18 protein-coding genes and 1 pseudogene are annotated in these 17,782 nt (G+C 74.0%); 14 read left to right on the top strand and 5 right to left on the bottom strand.

All coding sequences use genetic code 11. From position 1 onward, the window contains the following. The first annotated feature begins 103 nt into the window (after positions 1 to 103). The 4 genes from bioB to C3492_RS29285 all read left to right on the top strand — a co-directional run bounded on the left by bioB (position 104) and on the right by C3492_RS29285 (position 4,380). Complete coding sequence (bioB, locus tag C3492_RS29300) at positions 104 to 1,255, top strand: biotin synthase BioB (protein WP_103815649.1); 1,152 nt, start codon at positions 104 to 106, stop codon at positions 1,253 to 1,255. Continuing rightward, the gene (locus tag C3492_RS29295; RefSeq protein ID WP_103815648.1) at positions 1,248 to 2,528 is read left to right on the top strand and encodes an adenosylmethionine--8-amino-7-oxononanoate transaminase; all 1,281 of its coding nucleotides are present in this window, start codon (positions 1,248 to 1,250) and stop codon (positions 2,526 to 2,528) included. Before bioB ends, C3492_RS29295 begins: the two co-directional genes overlap by 8 nt. 1 nt (position 2,529) lies before the next feature. Continuing rightward, the gene (gene bioD, locus C3492_RS29290; protein WP_103815647.1) at positions 2,530 to 3,246 is read left to right on the top strand and encodes a dethiobiotin synthase; all 717 of its coding nucleotides are present in this window, start codon (positions 2,530 to 2,532) and stop codon (positions 3,244 to 3,246) included. A gap of 441 nt (positions 3,247 to 3,687) precedes the next feature. Next, positions 3,688 to 4,380: a class I SAM-dependent methyltransferase gene (locus C3492_RS29285; protein ID WP_103815646.1), complete on the top strand. Its 693-nt coding sequence runs from the start codon at positions 3,688 to 3,690 to the stop codon at positions 4,378 to 4,380. On the opposite strand, the gene C3492_RS29280 is transcribed toward C3492_RS29285, so the two are convergent. After that, positions 4,381 to 4,755: a fic family toxin-antitoxin system, toxin component gene (locus C3492_RS29280; RefSeq protein WP_103815754.1), complete on the bottom strand. Its 375-nt coding sequence runs from the start codon at positions 4,753 to 4,755 to the stop codon at positions 4,381 to 4,383. 4 nt (positions 4,756 to 4,759) lie between these two features. Further along, the gene (locus tag C3492_RS29275; RefSeq protein WP_103815645.1) at positions 4,760 to 5,002 is read right to left on the bottom strand and encodes a toxin-antitoxin system HicB family antitoxin; all 243 of its coding nucleotides are present in this window, start codon (positions 5,000 to 5,002) and stop codon (positions 4,760 to 4,762) included. Positions 5,003 to 5,295: 293 nt separating this feature from the next. On the opposite strand from C3492_RS29275, the gene C3492_RS29270 reads away from it, so the two are divergent. The 7 genes from C3492_RS29270 to mug all read left to right on the top strand — a co-directional run bounded on the left by C3492_RS29270 (position 5,296) and on the right by mug (position 12,636). Beyond that, the gene (locus C3492_RS29270) at positions 5,296 to 6,183 is read left to right on the top strand and encodes an LLM class F420-dependent oxidoreductase (protein ID WP_103815644.1); all 888 of its coding nucleotides are present in this window, start codon (positions 5,296 to 5,298) and stop codon (positions 6,181 to 6,183) included. Between the two features lie 45 nt (positions 6,184 to 6,228). Further along, a complete protein-coding gene (locus C3492_RS29265) occupies positions 6,229 to 6,654 on the top strand; it encodes a GNAT family N-acetyltransferase (RefSeq protein WP_103815643.1) in 426 nt (141 codons plus the stop codon). A gap of 152 nt (positions 6,655 to 6,806) precedes the next feature. Next, positions 6,807 to 8,285 (top strand): hemolysin family protein, encoded by a 1,479-nt coding sequence (locus C3492_RS29260; protein WP_103815642.1) that lies wholly within the window; start codon positions 6,807 to 6,809, stop codon positions 8,283 to 8,285. Next, positions 8,282 to 9,301: a hemolysin family protein gene (locus tag C3492_RS29255; RefSeq protein WP_103815641.1), complete on the top strand. Its 1,020-nt coding sequence runs from the start codon at positions 8,282 to 8,284 to the stop codon at positions 9,299 to 9,301. Before C3492_RS29260 ends, C3492_RS29255 begins: the two co-directional genes overlap by 4 nt. Before the next feature lie 271 nt (positions 9,302 to 9,572). Then, positions 9,573 to 10,361 carry an SGNH/GDSL hydrolase family protein gene (locus tag C3492_RS29250; protein WP_103815640.1) on the top strand — a complete coding sequence of 263 codons (789 nt, stop codon included), beginning with the start codon at positions 9,573 to 9,575 and terminating at the stop codon, positions 10,359 to 10,361. 230 nt (positions 10,362 to 10,591) lie between these two features. After that, positions 10,592 to 12,034: an adenylosuccinate lyase gene (gene purB, locus C3492_RS29245; RefSeq protein ID WP_103815639.1), complete on the top strand. Its 1,443-nt coding sequence runs from the start codon at positions 10,592 to 10,594 to the stop codon at positions 12,032 to 12,034. Between the two features lie 71 nt (positions 12,035 to 12,105). Next, complete coding sequence (gene mug / locus C3492_RS29240; RefSeq protein ID WP_103815638.1) at positions 12,106 to 12,636, top strand: G/U mismatch-specific DNA glycosylase; 531 nt, start codon at positions 12,106 to 12,108, stop codon at positions 12,634 to 12,636. Here mug and C3492_RS29235 read toward each other — a convergent pair. Genes C3492_RS29235 through C3492_RS29225 form a run of 3 tightly spaced genes read right to left on the bottom strand, consistent with a single transcriptional unit; the run spans position 12,597 to position 14,719 of the window. Continuing rightward, entirely contained in the window at positions 12,597 to 13,040 is a 444-nt protein-coding gene (locus tag C3492_RS29235) for a hypothetical protein (protein WP_103815637.1), read from the bottom strand. The two genes, mug and C3492_RS29235, sit on opposite strands and share 40 nt — an antisense overlap. A 45-nt stretch (positions 13,041 to 13,085) precedes the next feature. Further along, complete coding sequence (locus C3492_RS29230) at positions 13,086 to 13,796, bottom strand: ABC transporter permease subunit (protein ID WP_103815636.1); 711 nt, start codon at positions 13,794 to 13,796, stop codon at positions 13,086 to 13,088. Positions 13,797 to 13,798: 2 nt separating this feature from the next. Then, positions 13,799 to 14,719: an ATP-binding cassette domain-containing protein gene (locus C3492_RS29225; RefSeq protein WP_103815635.1), complete on the bottom strand. Its 921-nt coding sequence runs from the start codon at positions 14,717 to 14,719 to the stop codon at positions 13,799 to 13,801. Between the two features lie 63 nt (positions 14,720 to 14,782). On the opposite strand from C3492_RS29225, the pseudogene C3492_RS29220 reads away from it, so the two are divergent. From C3492_RS29220 to C3492_RS29210, 3 genes and pseudogenes are all read left to right on the top strand, one after another. After that, positions 14,783 to 15,616 (top strand): annotated as a pseudogene (locus tag C3492_RS29220) (sensor histidine kinase); the annotation flags it as partial. 14 nt (positions 15,617 to 15,630) lie between these two features. Then, complete coding sequence (locus C3492_RS29215) at positions 15,631 to 16,287, top strand: response regulator transcription factor (RefSeq protein WP_103815633.1); 657 nt, start codon at positions 15,631 to 15,633, stop codon at positions 16,285 to 16,287. A 97-nt stretch (positions 16,288 to 16,384) separates the two neighbouring features. Further along, entirely contained in the window at positions 16,385 to 17,542 is a 1,158-nt protein-coding gene (locus tag C3492_RS29210) for an ROK family transcriptional regulator (protein WP_103815632.1), read from the top strand. Positions 17,543 to 17,782 lie beyond the last annotated feature (240 nt).

The following is a 17,782-nucleotide window of genomic DNA, read 5'->3' as shown; positions in this document are numbered from 1 at the left end:
ACGACCAGCCGCCCAGGGTGTGGCAATACCCACACGGTGAACCTGCTCCGTTGTGCAAAGTCTCCTTGGCCCGGGGCCGTCCCGTAGGACAGGATCAGGCCTCATGGACCTGCTGAACACGCTGGTGGACAAGGGGCTTCGGCGCGAGCTGCCGACCCGCGAGGAAGCGCTCGCCGTGCTGGCCACCTCCGATGACGACCTGCTCGACGTGGTGGCCGCGGCCGGCAAGGTGCGCCGGCACTGGTTCGGGCGCCGGGTGAAACTCAACTATCTGGTGAACCTCAAGTCGGGCCTGTGCCCGGAGGACTGCTCGTACTGCTCCCAGCGGCTCGGTTCCAAGGCCGACATCCTGAAGTACACCTGGCTCAAGCCGGACGAGGCCTCCCAGGCCGCCGCCGCGGGCCTCGCGGGCGGTGCCAAGCGGGTCTGTCTGGTGGCCAGCGGGCGCGGCCCGACGGACCGGGACGTGGACCGGGTCTCGCAGACCATCAAGGCCATCAAGGAGCAGAACGAGGGCGTCGAGGTGTGCGCCTGCCTCGGCCTGCTCTCCGACGGCCAGGCCGAACGGCTGCGCGAGGCCGGCGCGGACGCGTACAACCACAACCTCAACACCTCGGAGTCCACGTACGGGGACATCACCACCACCCACACGTACGCCGATCGGGTGGACACGGTGCAGAAGGCGCACGCGGCCGGTCTGTCCGCCTGTTCGGGCCTGATCGCGGGCATGGGCGAGAGCGACGAGGACCTGGTCGACGTGGTGTTCTCGCTGCGTGAGCTGGACCCGGACTCGGTGCCCGTGAACTTCCTGATCCCGTTCGAGGGCACCCCGCTGGCCAAGGAGTGGAACCTCACCCCGCAGCGCTGCCTGCGGATCCTCGCGATGGTCCGGTTCGTCTGCCCGGACGTGGAGGTCCGGATCGCGGGCGGCCGTGAGGTCCATCTGCGCACGATGCAGCCGCTGGCACTGCACCTGGCCAACTCCATCTTCCTCGGCGACTACCTGACGAGCGAGGGCCAGGCCGGCAAGGCCGACCTGGAGATGATCGCGGACGCCGGGTTCGAGGTGGAGGGCGCCGACCAGGTGACGCTGCCGGAGCACCGGACGGAGGCCGGGGGCTGCGGGGACACCGGGGGCTGCCACGAGGGCGGCGGCGTCTGCGGGTCGGCGCCGGCGCCGGCCGGTGAGCCGCGGACCGACCTGGTCGCGGTCCGCCGCCGGGGCGCCGGGACGGACCTCGCGCCCAATGCCTGAGCTCGGTGTGCCGGAACTGCTGGAGCTGGACCGGCGGCACGTGTGGCATCCGTACGGCCCGATGCCCGGGCGCGCGGAACCGCTCGTCGTGGAGGCGGCGAGCGGGGTCCGGCTGCGGCTGGCGGACGGGTCCGGTGAGCTGGTCGACGGCATGTCGTCGTGGTGGTCGGCCATCCACGGCTACCGGCACCCGGTCCTCGACGAGGCCGTGCGCGAGCAGCTCGGGCGGATGAGCCACGTCATGTTCGGTGGGCTCACGCACGAGCCCGCCGTCCGGCTCGCGAAGCTCCTTGTCGACATGTCGCCTGACGGTCTGGAGCACGTCTTCCTGGCCGACTCCGGGTCCGTGTCGGTCGAGGTCGCCGTGAAGATGTGCCTCCAGTACTGGCGCTCGCTCGGCCGGCCGGGCAAGCAGCGGCTCCTGACCTGGCGCGGCGGCTATCACGGTGACACCTGGAACCCGATGTCCGTGTGCGACCCCGAGGGCGGCATGCACCAGCTGTGGACCGGCGTGCTGCCGCGCCAGGTGTTCGCGGACGCGCCGCCCGCCGGGTACGAGGAGGCGTACGCGGACCATCTGCGGGAGCTGATCGCGCGGCACGCCGACGAGCTGGCCGCGGTGATCGTGGAGCCGGTGGTGCAGGGCGCGGGAGGGATGCGGTTCCACTCCCCCGCCTATCTGCGGGTGCTGCGTGAGGCGTGCGACGCGCACGACGTGCTGCTGGTGTTCGACGAGATCGCCACCGGCTTCGGCCGCACCGGCGCGCTGTTCGCGGCGGACCACGCGTCCGTCAGCCCGGATGTGATGTGCGTGGGCAAGGCGCTGACCGGCGGTTATCTGACGATGGCGGCCACCCTGTGCACCGCGCGGGTCGCCGACGGCATCTCGCGGGGCGAGGTGCCGGTGCTCGCGCACGGGCCGACGTTCATGGGCAACCCGCTGGCCGCGGCCGTGGCCTGCGCCTCCATCGAGCTGCTGCGGGGCCAGGACTGGCTCGCCGAGGTCAAGCGGATCGAGGCGGCCCTGCGGGAGGGCCTGGCGCCGGCGCTCGACCTGCCCGGGGTGCGGGACGTCCGCGTCCTCGGCGCGATCGGGGTCGTCCAGCTCGACCACGCGGTGGACATGAAGGCCGCGACCGAGGCCGCCGTACGGGCGGGCGTGTGGCTGCGCCCGTTCCGCGACCTGATCTACACGATGCCGCCGTACGTCACCTCGGACGAGGACGTGGCACGGATCGCGCGCGCGGTGTGCGCCGCCGCGCGGGAGGGATGACATGCCGGTACTGGTGATCACAGGGACGGGCACGGAGATCGGCAAGACGGTCACCACCGCCGCCGTCGCCGCCGCGGCGCTCGCGGCCGGCCGCTCGGTGGCCGTGCTGAAGGCCGCCCAGACGGGCGTGGGGCCGGACGAGCGCGGGGACGCTGACGAGGTCGCGCGCCTCGCGGGCCCGGTCACGACCGGTGAACTCGCCCGATTTCCCGAGCCGTTGGCCCCGGGTACGGCGGCCCGACGGGCTGGGATGGCGCCGGTGCATCCGCACGAGGTGGCCGAGCGGGCCGCCAAGCTGGCCACCGAGCACGATCTGGTGCTGGTCGAGGGAGCGGGCGGGCTGCTCGTCCGGTTCGACGCGGCCGGCGGCACGCTGGCCGACGCCGCCAAGCTGCTGGGGGCGCCGGTGCTGGTCGTCGCCCAGGCCGGGCTCGGCACGCTCAACGTCACGGAGCTGACGGCACGTGAACTGCGGCGTCGTGACCTGGAGCTGGCCGGGGTGGTGATCGGCAGCTGGCCCGCCACGCCGGATCTCGCCACCCGCTGCAACGTGGCCGACCTGCCGGAGGTCGCCGCGGCCCCGCTGCTCGGCGCGCTGCCCGCCGGCGCCGGCGCCCTGCCCCCCACCGAGTTCCGCACAGCGGCCCCGACCTGGCTGTCCCCCCGCCTGGACGGCACATGGGACGCGGAGGCGTTCCGGGTACGGGAGGCGCCGTAGCCGTACCGGGGCGGACGTCGCCGGGGCGCGGCAGCGGTGCCAGGTGAGCGAGGCCGACGGGGTACCGCTGCCGGGCGGGACCGGGCGTCGGCGGGACCCCTCAACGGTGCCTGGTGACCGAGGCCAGCCGGGTACCGCTGTCAAACCGGACCCGGGCGTCGGCGGGACATCGCAGCGGTACTGGTGACCGAGGCCGACGGGGTGCCGATGCCGGATCGGGTCGCTGGCGACGGCGCCCAGGTGACCACCAGCTCATCGGGAACGGCGCCGGCCCCTCCGCCGCGGTGACGGGCACCCGCGCCTGGCGGGCCTCCCCGCCCACGACGTGCGGTGGCCGGCCCCGCGCGCCCGGCTGGGCGTGCCGCAGTCCGCTCGGTGGGGGTGCGCCGGGGTGGACCGGGGGACACTCTTCCCAGGGGCGTGCTGTCCAGGGAGGTTGCCATGCGGCTGCTGTCCACCCGTTCCGGCCAGGTGGCGCGGGGTCCCGTCCACCATCCGCTGTTCGCCCGTTACTACGCCCGGATCAGCGTCGGCGCCGAGTCCCGGCTCGGGATGGCCGGGATGCGGGAACGGCTGCTGGCCGGGCTCGCCGGGCGGGTGATCGAGATCGGCGCGGGCAACGGCCTGAACTTCCGGCACTACCCCGGCACCGTCGCGGAGGTCGTCGCGATCGAACCCGAGCCGCTGCTCAGGCAGCTGGCGCTGGAGTCCGCGCTGCGCGCCGAGGTGCCGGTCGACGTGGTGCCGGGCGCGGCGGAGGCGCTGCCGGTCAAGAGCGAGGCGTTCGACGCGGCCGTGCTGTCGCTGGTCCTGTGCAGCGTACGGGATGTCGCGCGGACGCTCGGCGAGGTACGACGGGTGCTCCGGCCCGGCGGCGAGGTGCGGTTCTTCGAGCACGGGCGGGGCGGCGGCCGGCTGATGACGGTGACCCAGCAGGCCCTCGACCGCACCCTGTGGCCGGCGCTGAACGGCGGCTGTCATCTCTCCCGGGAGCCGGTCGCCGCGCTGCGCGCCGCCGGATTCAGCCTCGGCCCGCACCGACGGGTACTGCTGCCGGAGAAGGGCCCCACGCTGCCGACCTCCTACTGCGCGCTGGGCGTCGCCTGGCGGCCGGACGAGCCGGAGGCCCGCTGATCACAGGCTCCAGCCGCGCAGCTCGCGCGCGATGTCGTCGACGCTCGCGGAGCCGTCCTTGACGAGCCGGGCCAGGTCCCGGACCTGCTCGGGTGTGGTGGCGACCTTCTCGCCGCTGGCGACCAGATAGGCGTAGGCGACCGCGGAGGCGAACAGTGCGTTGGCCCGTTCCAGCGCCGGGACGTGGATGAGCAGCTGGAGCAGGGAGGCGGCGCGGGCGTGCGGGGTGTCGTACACGGGCACGCCGAATATCTCGGCCCGGTGCCGGGCGACGGCGGCGACCAGGGCGCCCCAGTCCGTGACCTGCGGGTCTCCCGGGGTCTTCTGTTCGGCGAGCATGAGCAGCCAGGCGAGGTCGATACTGAGATCGTTCAAGGGATCAGCGGCGGCCTTCACCGGCGTCGGTGCCGCGGGTCTCGGCGATCTCCTCGGCGAACACGGACTCGTACTGCTTCATGAAGTCGGCGGCGGCCTCGACGAAGGTGCGGCCCGCCTCGCCGGTGTCCTGTCTGACCAGCTCTTCGATGTAGCGGTTGACGCTCATGCCGCGGGCCAGGGCGCGCTCGCGGGCGGCACGGGCGGTGCCCTCGTCCACGCGCACGTTCAGCTGGGTCTTCGCCATGCCTCGACGCTAGCGCCGGAACGCTAGCGGCGGCAAGGGCGCACGGGGGCACGGCGCCGGGCCCGCGCCGTCGCGCTGCTCGGGTTCTCCGGCAGCACGTGCCGGCGTTGCGCGGGCTGACGGCGCTCGCGATCCCGTGGGGCACGATCATCGCGGTGGTGCTCGGCCCGGCGGCGGTGAGCGTGCCGGCGGCGCACGAACGGCCGGTCCCGGACACGGGCTGTTCCCGATCGACGGGGGCGGGGTCGGACATGATGGAAGCGACTCAAGTCACCGCTCCCCGGGGAGGGTTCATGTCGCGTCCGTTCCGCTTCGGAGTCAACCTGCTCGCCTCCGCGCCCGCCGGCGAGTGGCGCGCCAAGTGCCGCCGCGCCGAGGAGCTGGGGTACGACGTGATCCTCGTCCCCGACCACCTCGGCATGGTCGCGCCGTTCCCGGCGCTGGTCGCGGCGGCGCAGGCGACCGAACGGCCCCGGCTCGGCACGTTCGTGCTCAACGCCGGCTTCTGGAACCCGGCGCTGCTGGCCCGCGAGGTGGCGACCACCGACGCGCTGACCGGCGGCCGGCTCGAACTCGGCCTCGGCACCGGGTACGTACCGGCGGAGCACGAGGCGGCCGGGCTGCCGTACGGCTCCCCGCGCGAGCGGGTGGACCACCTGGAGCGCACGGTGGCGGAGCTGGGGCGGCTGCTCGGTTCCGCGGAACACGAGCCGCGGCCCGCGCAGTCCCGGGTGCCGGTGCTGATCGGCGCCAACGGCGACCGGATGCTGCGCCTGACCGCGGCCCACGCGGACATCGCGGCCTTCACCGGGGCCCGGCCGGGCAGGACGCCCGGCACGCTGGACCCGCTGAGTGCCGAGGAGCTGGACGAGCGGGTGGCCCGCTACCGCGCGCTGGCGGTGGACCGGGCGGCGCCCGCCGAGCTGAACCTGCTGGTCCAGGCCGTGGCCGTCACCGACGACCCGGAGTCGGCGCTGAAGCCGCTGCTGGAACGGCGGCCCGACATGACCGTGGACCAGGTACTGGCCCTGCCCCTCGTGCTGGCCGGTCCGCTGGAGGAGGTCGTGGCGAAGGCGCGGGTCCAGCGGGAGCGGTTCGGGTTCTCGTACCTGACCGTGCTGGAGCCCTTCATGGAGGCGTTCGCGCCGGTGATGGAGCGGCTGCGCGCGGAGTCCGCATGACGGAAGCCGGGGCGGCGCGCGGACGGTCCCGATCATGATGGGCGCATGACTGATCTGCGTCTGCGCGCCGCCGTGTCCGACGATCTCGACGCCGTCCTCGCCTTCTGGAGGACGGCCGCCGAGGGCACCAGCATCAGCGACGACCGCGCCGGGGTGGAGCGGCTGACCGACCGCGACCCCGAGGCCCTGATCCTCGCCGAACAGGACGGCGAGCTGGTCGGCACGGTGATCGCCGGCTTCGACGGCTGGCGGTGCCATCTGTACCGGCTCGCGGTGCACCCGGAGCGGCGGCGGCAGGGCGTCGCCTCGGCGCTGCTGGCCGCCGCCGAGGAGCGGTTCGTACGGCTCGGCGGACGGCGCGCGGACGCGATGGTGCTGGTGCGCAACGAGACCGCGCACCACGCCTGGGGTGCGGCCGGGTACGGGCCGGAGGAGCACTGGAGGCGGTGGGTGAAGCCGCTCACGGACTGAGACCGAAAGGCTTCTTTGCTCATCCTTTACCCTTGAGGGAGCACTCGGCCCTCTATGAAAGGTTGTGAGCGTCCGCCCATGGGCGAGCCTCCCAGTCCGCGATACCGCGCGTTCTCCCGAACCCTGTCCGATCCTGGGACGGGGGTGACCCGATGACCGAAGTGCTCCTCCTTCTGGTGGCGATCCTGCTGTCGCTGGCCTGCGGCGCCTTCGTGGCGGCGGAGTTCTCGCTGACCACGGTGGAACGCGGCGAGCTGGAGCGGGCCGCCGCGCGTGGCGAGCGCGGTGCCGCCGGCGCCCTGAAGGCCGTACGGAACCTGACCTTCCAGCTGTCCGGCGCCCAGCTCGGCATCACCGTCACCAACCTGGTGGTCGGCATGCTCGCCGAGCCGTCGATCGCCAAGCTGCTCGCCGGGCCGTTCCAGGCGATGGGTCTGTCACGGTCCATGGCGAGCTCGGCCGCGCTGGTCCTGGGCACGGCCCTGTCGACGGTGGTCCTGATGGTCGTCGGCGAGCTGGTGCCCAAGAACTGGGCGATCTCCTCGCCACTGACCATGGCCAGGCGGGTCGGCAACGCCCAGCGCCTGTTCAGTGCCGCCTTCCGTCCCTTCATCACCCACCTGAACAACACCGCCAACCGCTTCGTGCGCCGGCTCGGCATCGAGCCCGCCGAGGAGCTGGCCTCCGCGCGCGGGCCGCAGGAGCTGGCCGCCCTCGCGCGGCACTCCGCCAAGGAGGGCGCCCTGGAGGCGGACACCGCCGAGCTGTTCGTCCGGACGCTGAACCTGGCCGACCTGACCGCCGAGAACGTGATGACCCCGCGCGTCCAGGTCATCGCCCTGGACACCCAGGCGACCTGCGAGGACGTGGCCAACGCCACCCGGGCGACGGGCCTGAGCCGGTTCCCGGTCTACCGGGGCAGCCTGGACTCGGTCGTCGGCACCGCCCACATCAAGGACGTGCTGGCGGTCCCCGCCGACCAGCGGCGCCACCGCACGGTCGCCCAGGTGATGCGCGAGCCGCTGCTGGTGCCCGAGTCCCTGACCGTCGACCGGCTGCTGGACCGGCTCGGCGGCAGGCGCACCATGGCCGTCGTCATCGACGAGTACGGCGGTACGGCCGGTGTCGCCACCCTGGAGGACATCGTGGAGGAGGTCGTCGGCGAGGTGCGGGACGAGCACGACCCGCACGAGACGCCCGACCTCGCCCCGGCCGGCGCGGACGAGCGGGGCCGGGCGCTGTACGCGGCGGACGGCGCTGCCCGCACCGACCAGCTCGCGCGCGTGGGAATGCGCGTGCCCGAGGGTCCGTACGAGACCCTGGCCGGACTGGTCGCCACCGAGCTGGGCCGGATACCCGCCGCCGGGGACAGCGTCGAGGTGGCCGGCTGGCAACTGGACGTCGTCGACGCCTCGGGCCGCCGGGCCGCCCGGGTGCTGATGCACGCGCCGCTGGACGACGAACGGTCCGTCGGACCCGACCGGACCGGTCGCACCGAGGGGCCCCAGGGACGCCGCGGGAGTGAAGGACGCCCCAGGACCGAGGGGCAGCGCGGCACCGAGGAGCGCCACGGGAGCGAAGGACGCCGTGGGACCGAGGGGCACCGCGGGACGCGGGAGGGGACGCGATGACCGCCGTACAGCTGCTGATCGGTCTGGCGACCCTGGTCGTCAACGCCTTCTTCGTGGGCGCCGAGTTCGCGCTGATCTCCGTGCGCCGCTCGCAGATCGAGCCATTGGCCCAGGAGGGCGACCGGCGCGCGCGGAGCGTGCTGTGGGGTCTGGAGCACGTGTCCGCGCTGCTGGCCGCCGCCCAGCTCGGCATCACGCTGTGCACGCTGGTCCTGGGTGTGGTCGCCGAGCCGGCCATCGCGCATCTGCTGGAACCGGTGTTCCACGCGGTGGGGGTGCCCACGAGCGCGGGTCACGCCGTGTCCTTCGTGATCGCGCTGACCCTCGCGACCTATCTGCACATGCTGCTGGGCGAGATGGTGCCCAAGAACATCTCGCTCGCCGAACCGGTCCGCAGCGCGCTGCTGCTCGGCCCGCCGCTGGTCACGCTGTCCCGGGCGCTGCGTCCGGTGATCTTCGCGATCAACGCCTTCGCGAACGGGCTGCTGAAACTGCTGCGCGTGGAGGCGAAGGACGAGGTCGCGGCGACCTTCACGGACGCCGAGCTGGCCGAGATCGTCAAGGACGCCAGCGAGGCCGGCCTGATCGACGACCGGGCGCAGGAGCGGTTGCACGACGCGCTGGAGCTGGGCAGCCGGCCGGTGCGGGACGTGGTCGTACCGCTGCAACGTGTCGTCTACGCGCGCGTGGGCGTCACCCCGGAGCAGTTGGAGCGACTGTCGGCCGAGTCGGGCTTCTCCCGCTTCCCGGTGGTCGACACCAGCCGCCGGATCGTGGGCTACCTGCACGTGAAGGACGCGCTGGACGCCTCCCCCCGGGACGTACCGTTCCGCCTGGGCGACATGCGGTCCATCGCCCGCGTCCGCGAGGGCACCCCCCTGGACGACGTCCTCACCGCGATGCGCGGCAGCCGCACCCACGTGGCAGCCGTCCTGGGCGAGGACGGCCGGCTGGCGGGCCTGGTGACGATGGAGGACGTGCTCCGGGAGCTGTTCGGCCAGCCGGTGCAGAGGTGACGCGGGGGCGCTGACCCCGGACGGCCGCGACGGCTCCCGGGGGCGCCGGCACGGGCCAGGGACGGCCGCGGTGGCCCCCGGGTGCGCCGGTACGGAGCCGGTACGGCTGCGGCGGTGGCTCCCGGGGTCGCCCGTACGGGCCCGGGACGGCCACGGTGGCGCCCGGGGTCCGCCGGTGCCGGCCTGCGGCTGCCTGAGGCGGCTGGGCCGGGCGGGTGGGGCGGGCCGACCGACCGGCAGGTATTGGCCCCGGGATACCATCTCTGTCGCCATGCAGACGAACCCCACACCTCCCCCGTACTCCAGCCTCGTCGCGGTCGGCGACTCCTTCACCGAGGGCATGTCGGATCTGCTGCCCGACGGCTCCTACCGTGGCTGGGCCGATGTGCTCGCCGCGCGGATGGCCGCCCGCACGCCCGGGTTCCGGTACGCCAACCTCGCCGTGCGCGGGAAGCTGATCGGGCAGATCGTCGACGAGCAGGTGCCGGTGGCCGCAGCCATGAACGCCGACGTCGTCACCCTGGTCGGCGGGCTGAACGACACCCTGCGGCCCAAGTGCGACATGGGCCGGGTCCGGGGCCTGCTCACCGAGGCCGTGGAACGGCTCGCGCCGTCCTGCAAGCAGCTGGTGCTGATGCGCAGCCCCGGCCGTCAGGGCCCGGTGCTGGAGCGGTTCCGGCCGCGCATGGAGGAGCTGTTCGCCTGCGTGGACGAGCTGGCCGAGAAGCACGGCGCCCTGGTGGTCGACCTCTACGGGGCGCCCGCGCTGGCCGACCCGCGGCTGTGGGACGTGGACCGGCTGCATCTGACGGCGGAGGGACACCGCCGGGTCGCCGAGGCGGTGTGGCAGACGCTCGGCCACGACGCCGAGGACACCGAGTGGCATGTGCCGATGGCGGCTACGGCCCCGCCGGGCTGGGTCACGCGCCGGGTCGCGGACGTCCGGTTCGCCAGGCAGCACCTGCTCCCGTGGATAGGCCGCCGGCTGACCGGCCGATCCTCGGGCGACGGCCGCCCGCCGAAGCGGGCGGAGCTGCTGCCGTACGAGGGCCAGGCGTAGCCCTTCCGGCGCGACCACGCGTGTCACGCGTGTCCGGGGCCGGATCGACGCGTCCCCCACGGTCCCCGGCCGGAACACGCGCCCGCCGATGTGGTCCACGTCGGCCGCTCCCCGGAGAGGAAGCGGGGCGGCACGCGGGCCGGCGCAGCCGGGGTGACCGGGGTCTCGTAGCTTCCGCCGAACACACCCATGGCGCTGGCCTGCACGAACCGCCAGTAGACTCTGGACACGTGACTTCTGCGCCCGCCAAGCCCCGCATCCCCAACGTCCTCGCCGGACGCTACGCCTCCGCCGAGCTCGCCACGCTCTGGTCCCCCGAGCAGAAGGTGAAGCTGGAGCGTCAGCTCTGGCTCGCCGTGCTGCGGGCCCAGAAGGACCTCGGCATCGAGGTGCCGGACGAGGCGATCGCCGACTACGAGCGCGTGCTCGACACCGTCGACCTGGCCTCGATCGCCGAACGCGAGAAGGTCACCCGGCACGACGTGAAGGCGCGGATCGAGGAGTTCAACGACCTCGCCGGGCACGAGCACGTGCACAAGGGCATGACGTCCCGCGACCTCACGGAGAACGTCGAGCAGCTCCAGATCCGGCTCTCGCTGGAGCTGATGCGCGACCGTACCGTGGCCGTGCTGGCCCGCCTCGGCAAGCTCGCGGGCGAGTACGCCGAGCTGGTCATGGCCGGTCGCTCGCACAACGTGGCCGCGCAGGCCACCACCCTCGGCAAGCGGTTCGCGACCGCCGCCGACGAGCTGCTCGTCGCCCACGGCCGGGTGGAGGAGCTGCTGGCCCGCTACCCGCTGCGCGGCATCAAGGGCCCGGTCGGCACCGCGCAGGACATGCTGGACCTGCTGGGCGGGGACGCGGCGAAGCTGGCCGAGCTGGAGAACCGGATCGCGCGGCACCTGGGCTTCTCGCAGGCGTTCACCTCCGTCGGCCAGGTCTACCCGCGCTCGCTGGACTACGAGGTCGTCACCGCGCTGGTGCAGTTGGCGGCGGCGCCGTCCTCGCTGGCCAAGACGATCCGGCTGATGGCCGGGCACGAGCTGGTCACCGAGGGCTTCAAGCCGGGCCAGGTCGGCTCCTCGGCGATGCCGCACAAGATGAACACCCGCTCCTGCGAGCGCGTCAACGGCCTCATGGTCATCCTGCGCGGCTACGCCTCGATGACCGGCGAGCTGGCGGGCGACCAGTGGAACGAGGGCGACGTGTCCTGCTCGGTGGTGCGCCGCGTCGCGCTGCCGGACGCCTTCTTCGCCCTGGACGGCCTGCTGGAGACCTTCCTGACCGTCCTGGACGAGTTCGGTGCCTTCCCGGCCGTCATCGCCCGTGAGCTGGACCGCTACCTGCCGTTCCTGGCCACCACCAAGGTGCTCATGGGCGCCGTCCGGGCCGGGGTCGGCCGCGAGGTCGCGCACGAGGCGATCAAGGAGAACGCCGTGGCCACCGCGCTCGCGATGCGTGAGCAGGGCGCCGAGCGCAACGACCTGCTCGACAAGCTCGCCGCCGACGAACGGCTGCCGCTGGGCCGCGAGCAGCTGGCCGCGCTGATGGCCGACAAGCTGTCCTTCACCGGCGCCGCCGCCGACCAGGTCGGTGTGGTCCTCGGCCGGATCGAGGAGATCGTCAAGCAGCACCCGGTGGCCGCCGGCTACACCCCCGGAGCGATCCTCTGACCGGGGCACCCCGCTCACCGCGCTTCACCAAGGCGGAGCTGGAGGCCGCCCGCGACCGTCTCGTCCCGGACGTGGTCGCGGACGGCCTCCGGGTGCTGTTCTGCGGCATCAACCCGGGGCTGATGACGGCCGCGACCGGCCACCACTTCGCCCGTCCCGGCAACCGGTTCTGGCCGGTGCTGCACCTGTCCGGCTTCACGCCCCGGCTGCTGAAGCCGGCCGAGCAGCGGGAGTTGCTGTCGTACGGCCTCGGCATCACCAACGTGGTGGCGCGGGCGACCGCGCGGGCCGACGAGCTGACCGCCGAGGAGTACGTCGAGGGCGGGCGGCTGCTGACCGAGAAGGTGACGCGGCTGCGGCCGACGTGGCTGGCCGTGGTCGGTGTGACCGCGTACCGGGCCGCCTTCGGTGACCCCACGGCGCAGGTCGGTCCGCAGGAGCGGACGATCGGGGACACCCGGGTGTGGGTGCTGCCCAACCCGAGCGGGCTGAACGCGCACTGGACGGCGGCGACGATGGCGGAGGAGTTCGCCCGGCTGCGGGAGGCGGCGGGCGCGCCCGGTCACGGCGGGTCGGTCTCCGTCACTATCCCGAGCAGCTGAAACGGCAGTTCCTTGTCCCACTGGGACACACCGAGGGCGATCCAGCGGCCCGTCTCCGGGACCCGCCACAGGTGGACGTCGGGGACGTGACCACTGAGCCCGGCCCAGGGCTGCGCGACGTCCTCCCCCGCCAGGGTCCGGTCGAGCACGCTGTACAGGCTGAACTGCTGCGGCCGGCCCCACCGCTCCCCGAGCCGCTCCGCGAGGCCGTCCCGGTCGGCCTCGTACTGCGCCTCCGTCTCCTCCCGCGCGCTGCCGTCGCCGTCCCAGAAGTCCTCGCTCGTCTGTAAAGCGGCTATGTGATAGCCGGGCCCGCTCTCGCCGTGCTCCGTCCTGCCGTACACCGACGGGAACTCCCGGGCGCACAGCAGGTCGATGAGGGTCAGGCACTTCGCGATGTCCATGGGATCCAGTAAAGCGGGGGGCACTGACAATTGGCGGTGCGTCAGTCAGGCGTCCCGGCGCCGCACGTTCCACCCGCCCGCCGCCAGGGCGGCCGCCGCCCACAGCGCGCTCACCGCGAGCCCGCTCCACGGGCCGAGGGTGCCGTCCCAGGTGCTGTGCAGCGCGACCTGGCCGGCCCGGTCGGGGAGGAAGTCGGCGGCACCGCCGGACAGATCGCCGACGACGAAGGAGACGATCAGCAGGAACGGGATCAGCACGGAGAGGGTCGCGACGGCGCTGCGCAGCACGGCCGCGAGTCCTGCGGCGAGCAGGGTCATCAGCGTCAGGTGCAGGCCGCAGCCGACGGCGCCGCGCACGCCCTCGGCCCAGCCGGGAGCGGACGCGCCGAGCGCCGCCCGGCCCACCAGGAGCGTGACGAACCCGGTGAGCAGTCCGACGGCCAGCGCCGGCAGCGCGATCGCCGTCGTCTTCGCGGCGAACCAGCGTCCCCGGTCGGGCACCGCCGACAGCGTCAGCCGCAGCGCACCGCCCCGGAATTCCGACGCGACGGCCGTCGTGCCGAAGGCGATGGCGGCGATCTGCCCGAAGTTGATGCCGAAGAACACCGAGAACAGCGGGTCGGCGTCGTCGGTGTCGGCCGCCGCGAGCGCCGAGAACGCGGCGGTGGCGACGAGGACCGCGGCGAGGGCGCCCAGCAGGGAGCGCAGGGTACGGATCTTGATCCACTCGGCGTGGAGCGCGGGTGTGAAGGACATGGTCAGGCCTCCTGGGACGGTGCGGTGAACTCGGCCTCGGCCGCCGTCAGATCGAGGTAGGCCTCCTCCAAGGTGGCCTCGTGGGCGGAGAGTTCCAGGACCGGGACGCCCGCCTCGGACATCAGCCGGCCCAGGTCGTCCACGCGCGCGTGCCGTACCGTCCAGGCCCCGTCCTCGTCCCTGGAGGCGTCGTGGCCGTGCCGGGCGAGGAGGTCGGCGAGGGCGGCGGGGTCGGTGGTGCGGACGCGGACGTGGGGCCGTACGCGCGCGTGGATGAACTCCCGCACCGGTGTGTCGGCGAGCAGACGGCCGCGGCCGAGGATCAGCAGGTGGTCGGCGAAGGCCGCGGTCTCCCCCATGAGATGGCTGGAGACCAGGACCGTACGCCCCTCGGCGGCGAGCCGGCGCAGCAGTGCGCGGATCCAGACGATGCCCTCGGGGTCGAGTCCGTTGGCGGGTTCGTCGAGCAGGACGACCTCGGGGTCGCCGAGCAGGGCGGCGGCGATGCCGAGCCGCTGGCGCATGCCGAGGGAGTACGTCCGTACCCTGAACCGCGCCACCGGGGCGAGGCCGGTCTCCTCCAGGACCGCGTCGACCCGGCGGACGGGGATCCGGTTGCTCGCGGCGAGGGCCAGCAGATGGTCGCGGGCGGTGCGGGAACCGTGCGCGGCGCCCGCGTCGAGCAGGGCTCCCACCCGGCGCAGGGGTTCGCGGAGCCGTCGGTAGGGGTGGCCGCCGATCGTGGCGGTGCCGGCGGTGGGCCGGTCGAGGCCCAGGACGAGGCGCAGGGTGGTGGACTTGCCGGCGCCGTTGGGGCCGAGGAAGCCGGTGACCCGGCCGGGGCGCACACGGAAGGTGAGGCGGTCGACGGCCCGCCGGCCGCCGTGGTCCTTGGTGAGGTCCCGTACGTCGATGCTGGTCATGGCAACAGCCTCGCCGGGAGCGGCGGTTGGCTCCTCCCCCGCCGGTGGGGACCGTCTCCCAGGGTGTGGCTGCCCATCGTCGGCTTCGAACTGGCGCGGTGCGCCTGGGGCGGAGCCCCGGCGGGGGTCCCGCTGCTGGACCGGCTGCCGGTGCACCGCGCCTGGGCGCTGCTGGCGCCGCTGCCGTTGCTCGCTCTGTACGGGCTGGTCGTCGGGCTCGGGGAGCTGGTCACGGCCGGTGCGCGCCGGCTGCTCGGGCCGTCGGCGGCCGAGCGGCTGGCCGCGCTGGAGGAACGCACCGAGCAGTTGCTGGAACGCACCCGCATCGCACGGGAGTTGCACGACTCGATCGGGCACGCCCTGACGGTGGCCGTGGTCCAGGCGGGCGCGGCGCGGGCGGCGGGCGATCCGGAGTTCACCGACCGGGCGCTGGGCGCCATCGAGGAGACCGGCCGGGCCGCGCTGGAGGATCTGGAGCGGGTGCTGGGCGTGCTGCGGGAGACCGAGCGGCCGGTGAGCGCGCGGCCCACGCTCGCCGACGCGGGCCGTCTGCTGGAGTCGGCGCGGGCCTCGGGGGCGAAGGTCGACGCCGAGGTCACGGGCCCACTGGAGGCCGTGCCCGGCCCGGTGTCCCGCGAGGGCTACCGCATCCTCCAGGAGGCGCTCACCAATGTGCTGCGGCACGCGGGCGCCGTACCCGTGCGGGTCCGGGTCGCGGTCGACGACGGCACGCTCGTCCTGAAGGTCCGCAACCCGCTGCCGGGAGCGATACCCGGCCCCGGGCGGGGCAGCGGCCTGCGGGGCATACGGGAACGGGCCGCGCTGCTCGGCGGCGCCGCCCGGACCGGTCCGGACGAGGGCGACTGGGAGGTCCGCGCGGAGCTGCCGGTCGGCTGATCTACGCTGGCCGGATGCCGGTCACCGTACTCCTCGTCGACGACGAACCCCTGGTCCGCGCGGGTCTGCGGGCCGTACTGGAGGCGCGGCCCGACATCGAGGTGGTGGGCGAGGCGGCCGACGGCGCGGCGGTCATCCCGCTCGTGCGGCAACTGCGGCCGGACGTGGTCGCCATGGACGTACGGATGCCCCTGATGGACGGGATCGAGGCCACGCGCGCGGTGCTGCGCACCGTGGCCGAACCGCCGAAGATCCTGGTGGTGACCACCTTCGAGGACGACGAGTACGTGTACGAGGCGCTGCGCGCGGGCGCCGACGGGTTCCTGCTGAAGCGGGCCCGACCGGCCGAGATCGTGCACGCGGTGCTGCTGGTCGCGGAGGGCGAGTCGCTGCTGTTCCCGGCGTCCGTACGACGTCTCGCCGCCCGGTACGGCGACGGCGCCCGGCCGGCGCGGACCACGCCGGCGCACGCCCGGCTCACGGAGCGGGAGGCGGAGGTGCTGCGGCTGATGGCGCGGGGGCTGTCGAACGCGGAGATCGCAGCCCGGTTGGTGGTGAGTGCGGAGACGGTGAAGTCGCATGTGAGCGCCGTGCTGGCCAAGCTCGGCGCGCGCGACCGCACCCAGGCGGTGATCGCGGCCTACGAGTCCCGGTTCGTGGAACCGGGGTGACCGAGGGTCCGGCCGCGGGCGGGGCCGGCCACTCGCCGGGGGCGGACCGCGCCGAGTACCATCCGCCCAACACGCCCGCGAGCTGGGAGGACGGACGGTGGGGCAGCTGACCGGTGGCGATCCCTCGCTGCTGCGAAGGATCAATTCCGCGGTGGTGCTGCACGCGCTGCGTGCCACGGACTGCGCGACGCTCACCGAGATCACCCGCGTCACCGGACTGTCCCGGCCGACCGTCGAGGGCGTCGTGGAGGGTCTCATCGAGGGCGGCCTCGTCGTCGAGACGGCGGCCGAGGACGGTGGTGCGCGGCGGCAGGGTCGGCCCGCCCGCCGGTTCCGGTTCCGGGCCGAGGCGGGGCATCTGCTGGGCCTGGAGGTCGGTCCGCACCGGGTCGCCGCGCTCCTGTCCGATCTGGACGGGCGGGTCCTGGGCGCGCAGGCCAAGGAGGTCGGCGAGACGGCCCCGGCGGACGAGCGGCTGGACCGGCTGCGCGGCGCGGTCGCCGAGCTGCTGCGCCGGGCCGGGGTCGCGCGCAGCTCGCTGCGGGCCGTGGGCGTGGGTACGCCGGGCATCGTGGAGGCGGACGGCACGGTCCGGCTGAGCACGGCCCTGCCGCAGTGGACGGGGCTGAGGCTCGGCGAGCGGCTGAGCCGTTCCTTCCGGTGCCCGGTGCTGGTGGAGAACGACGCCAACGCGGCGGCGGTCGCCGAGCACTGGAAGGGCGCGGCGGCCGAGACGGACGACGTGGTGTTCGTACTGGCCGGGCTGAGCCCGGGGGCCGGCTCACTGATCGGCGGGCGGCTGCACCGGGGCTACGGCGGGGCGGCCGGGGAGATCGGCGCGCTCCATCTGCTGGGCCGGGAGGCGAAGCCGGAGGCGCTGCTGTCCACCACCGACGAGCCGCTGCACCCGCTGGACGAGCAGGCGGTGGCCGAGGTGTTCGCGCTGGCGCGCAAGGGCGACCAGCGGGCCAGGGCGGCCGTGGAGCGGTTCATCCAGCGGCTGGTGCACGACGTGGCCGCGCTGGTGCTGGCGCTCGATCCGGAGCTGGTCGTGATCGGGGGGTGGGCGGCCGGTCTGGACGGGGTCCTGGAGCCGCTGCGGTGCGAGTTGGCCCGCTACTGCCTGCGGCCGCCCCGGGTGGCGCTGTCCGTGCTGGGGGAGGCGGCCGTGGCCACGGGGGCGCTGCGGCTGGCTCTGGACCACGTGGAGGAACAGCTGTTCGCGGTCGACGGCACGGTGACGGCCCGCCGGTGACCCGGTGCCCGTTCAGGGTGACCGCGCGGCTGTGCTCAGGGTGCCCGTACGGTGACCGCCCGGCTGCGACCAGGGTGCTCGTACGGTGACCGCACGTGACCAGAATGCCCGGTCACGGTGAACAACCGCCGGTGAGCCGGTGCCCGGCACGTGACCGCCCGACTGCGATCGGGTGCCCGGCACGGTGAACTCACGCCAGTGGTCAAGGCGCCCGGCACAGTGACCGCCCGACTGCGACCA

This window comes from Streptomyces sp. Ru62, assembly GCF_002920615.1.
Classification (GTDB): Bacteria; Actinomycetota; Actinomycetes; order Streptomycetales; family Streptomycetaceae; genus Streptomyces.
Note: the sequence above shows the minus strand (reverse complement) of the source record. Positions and strands in the feature narration are given on the sequence as shown.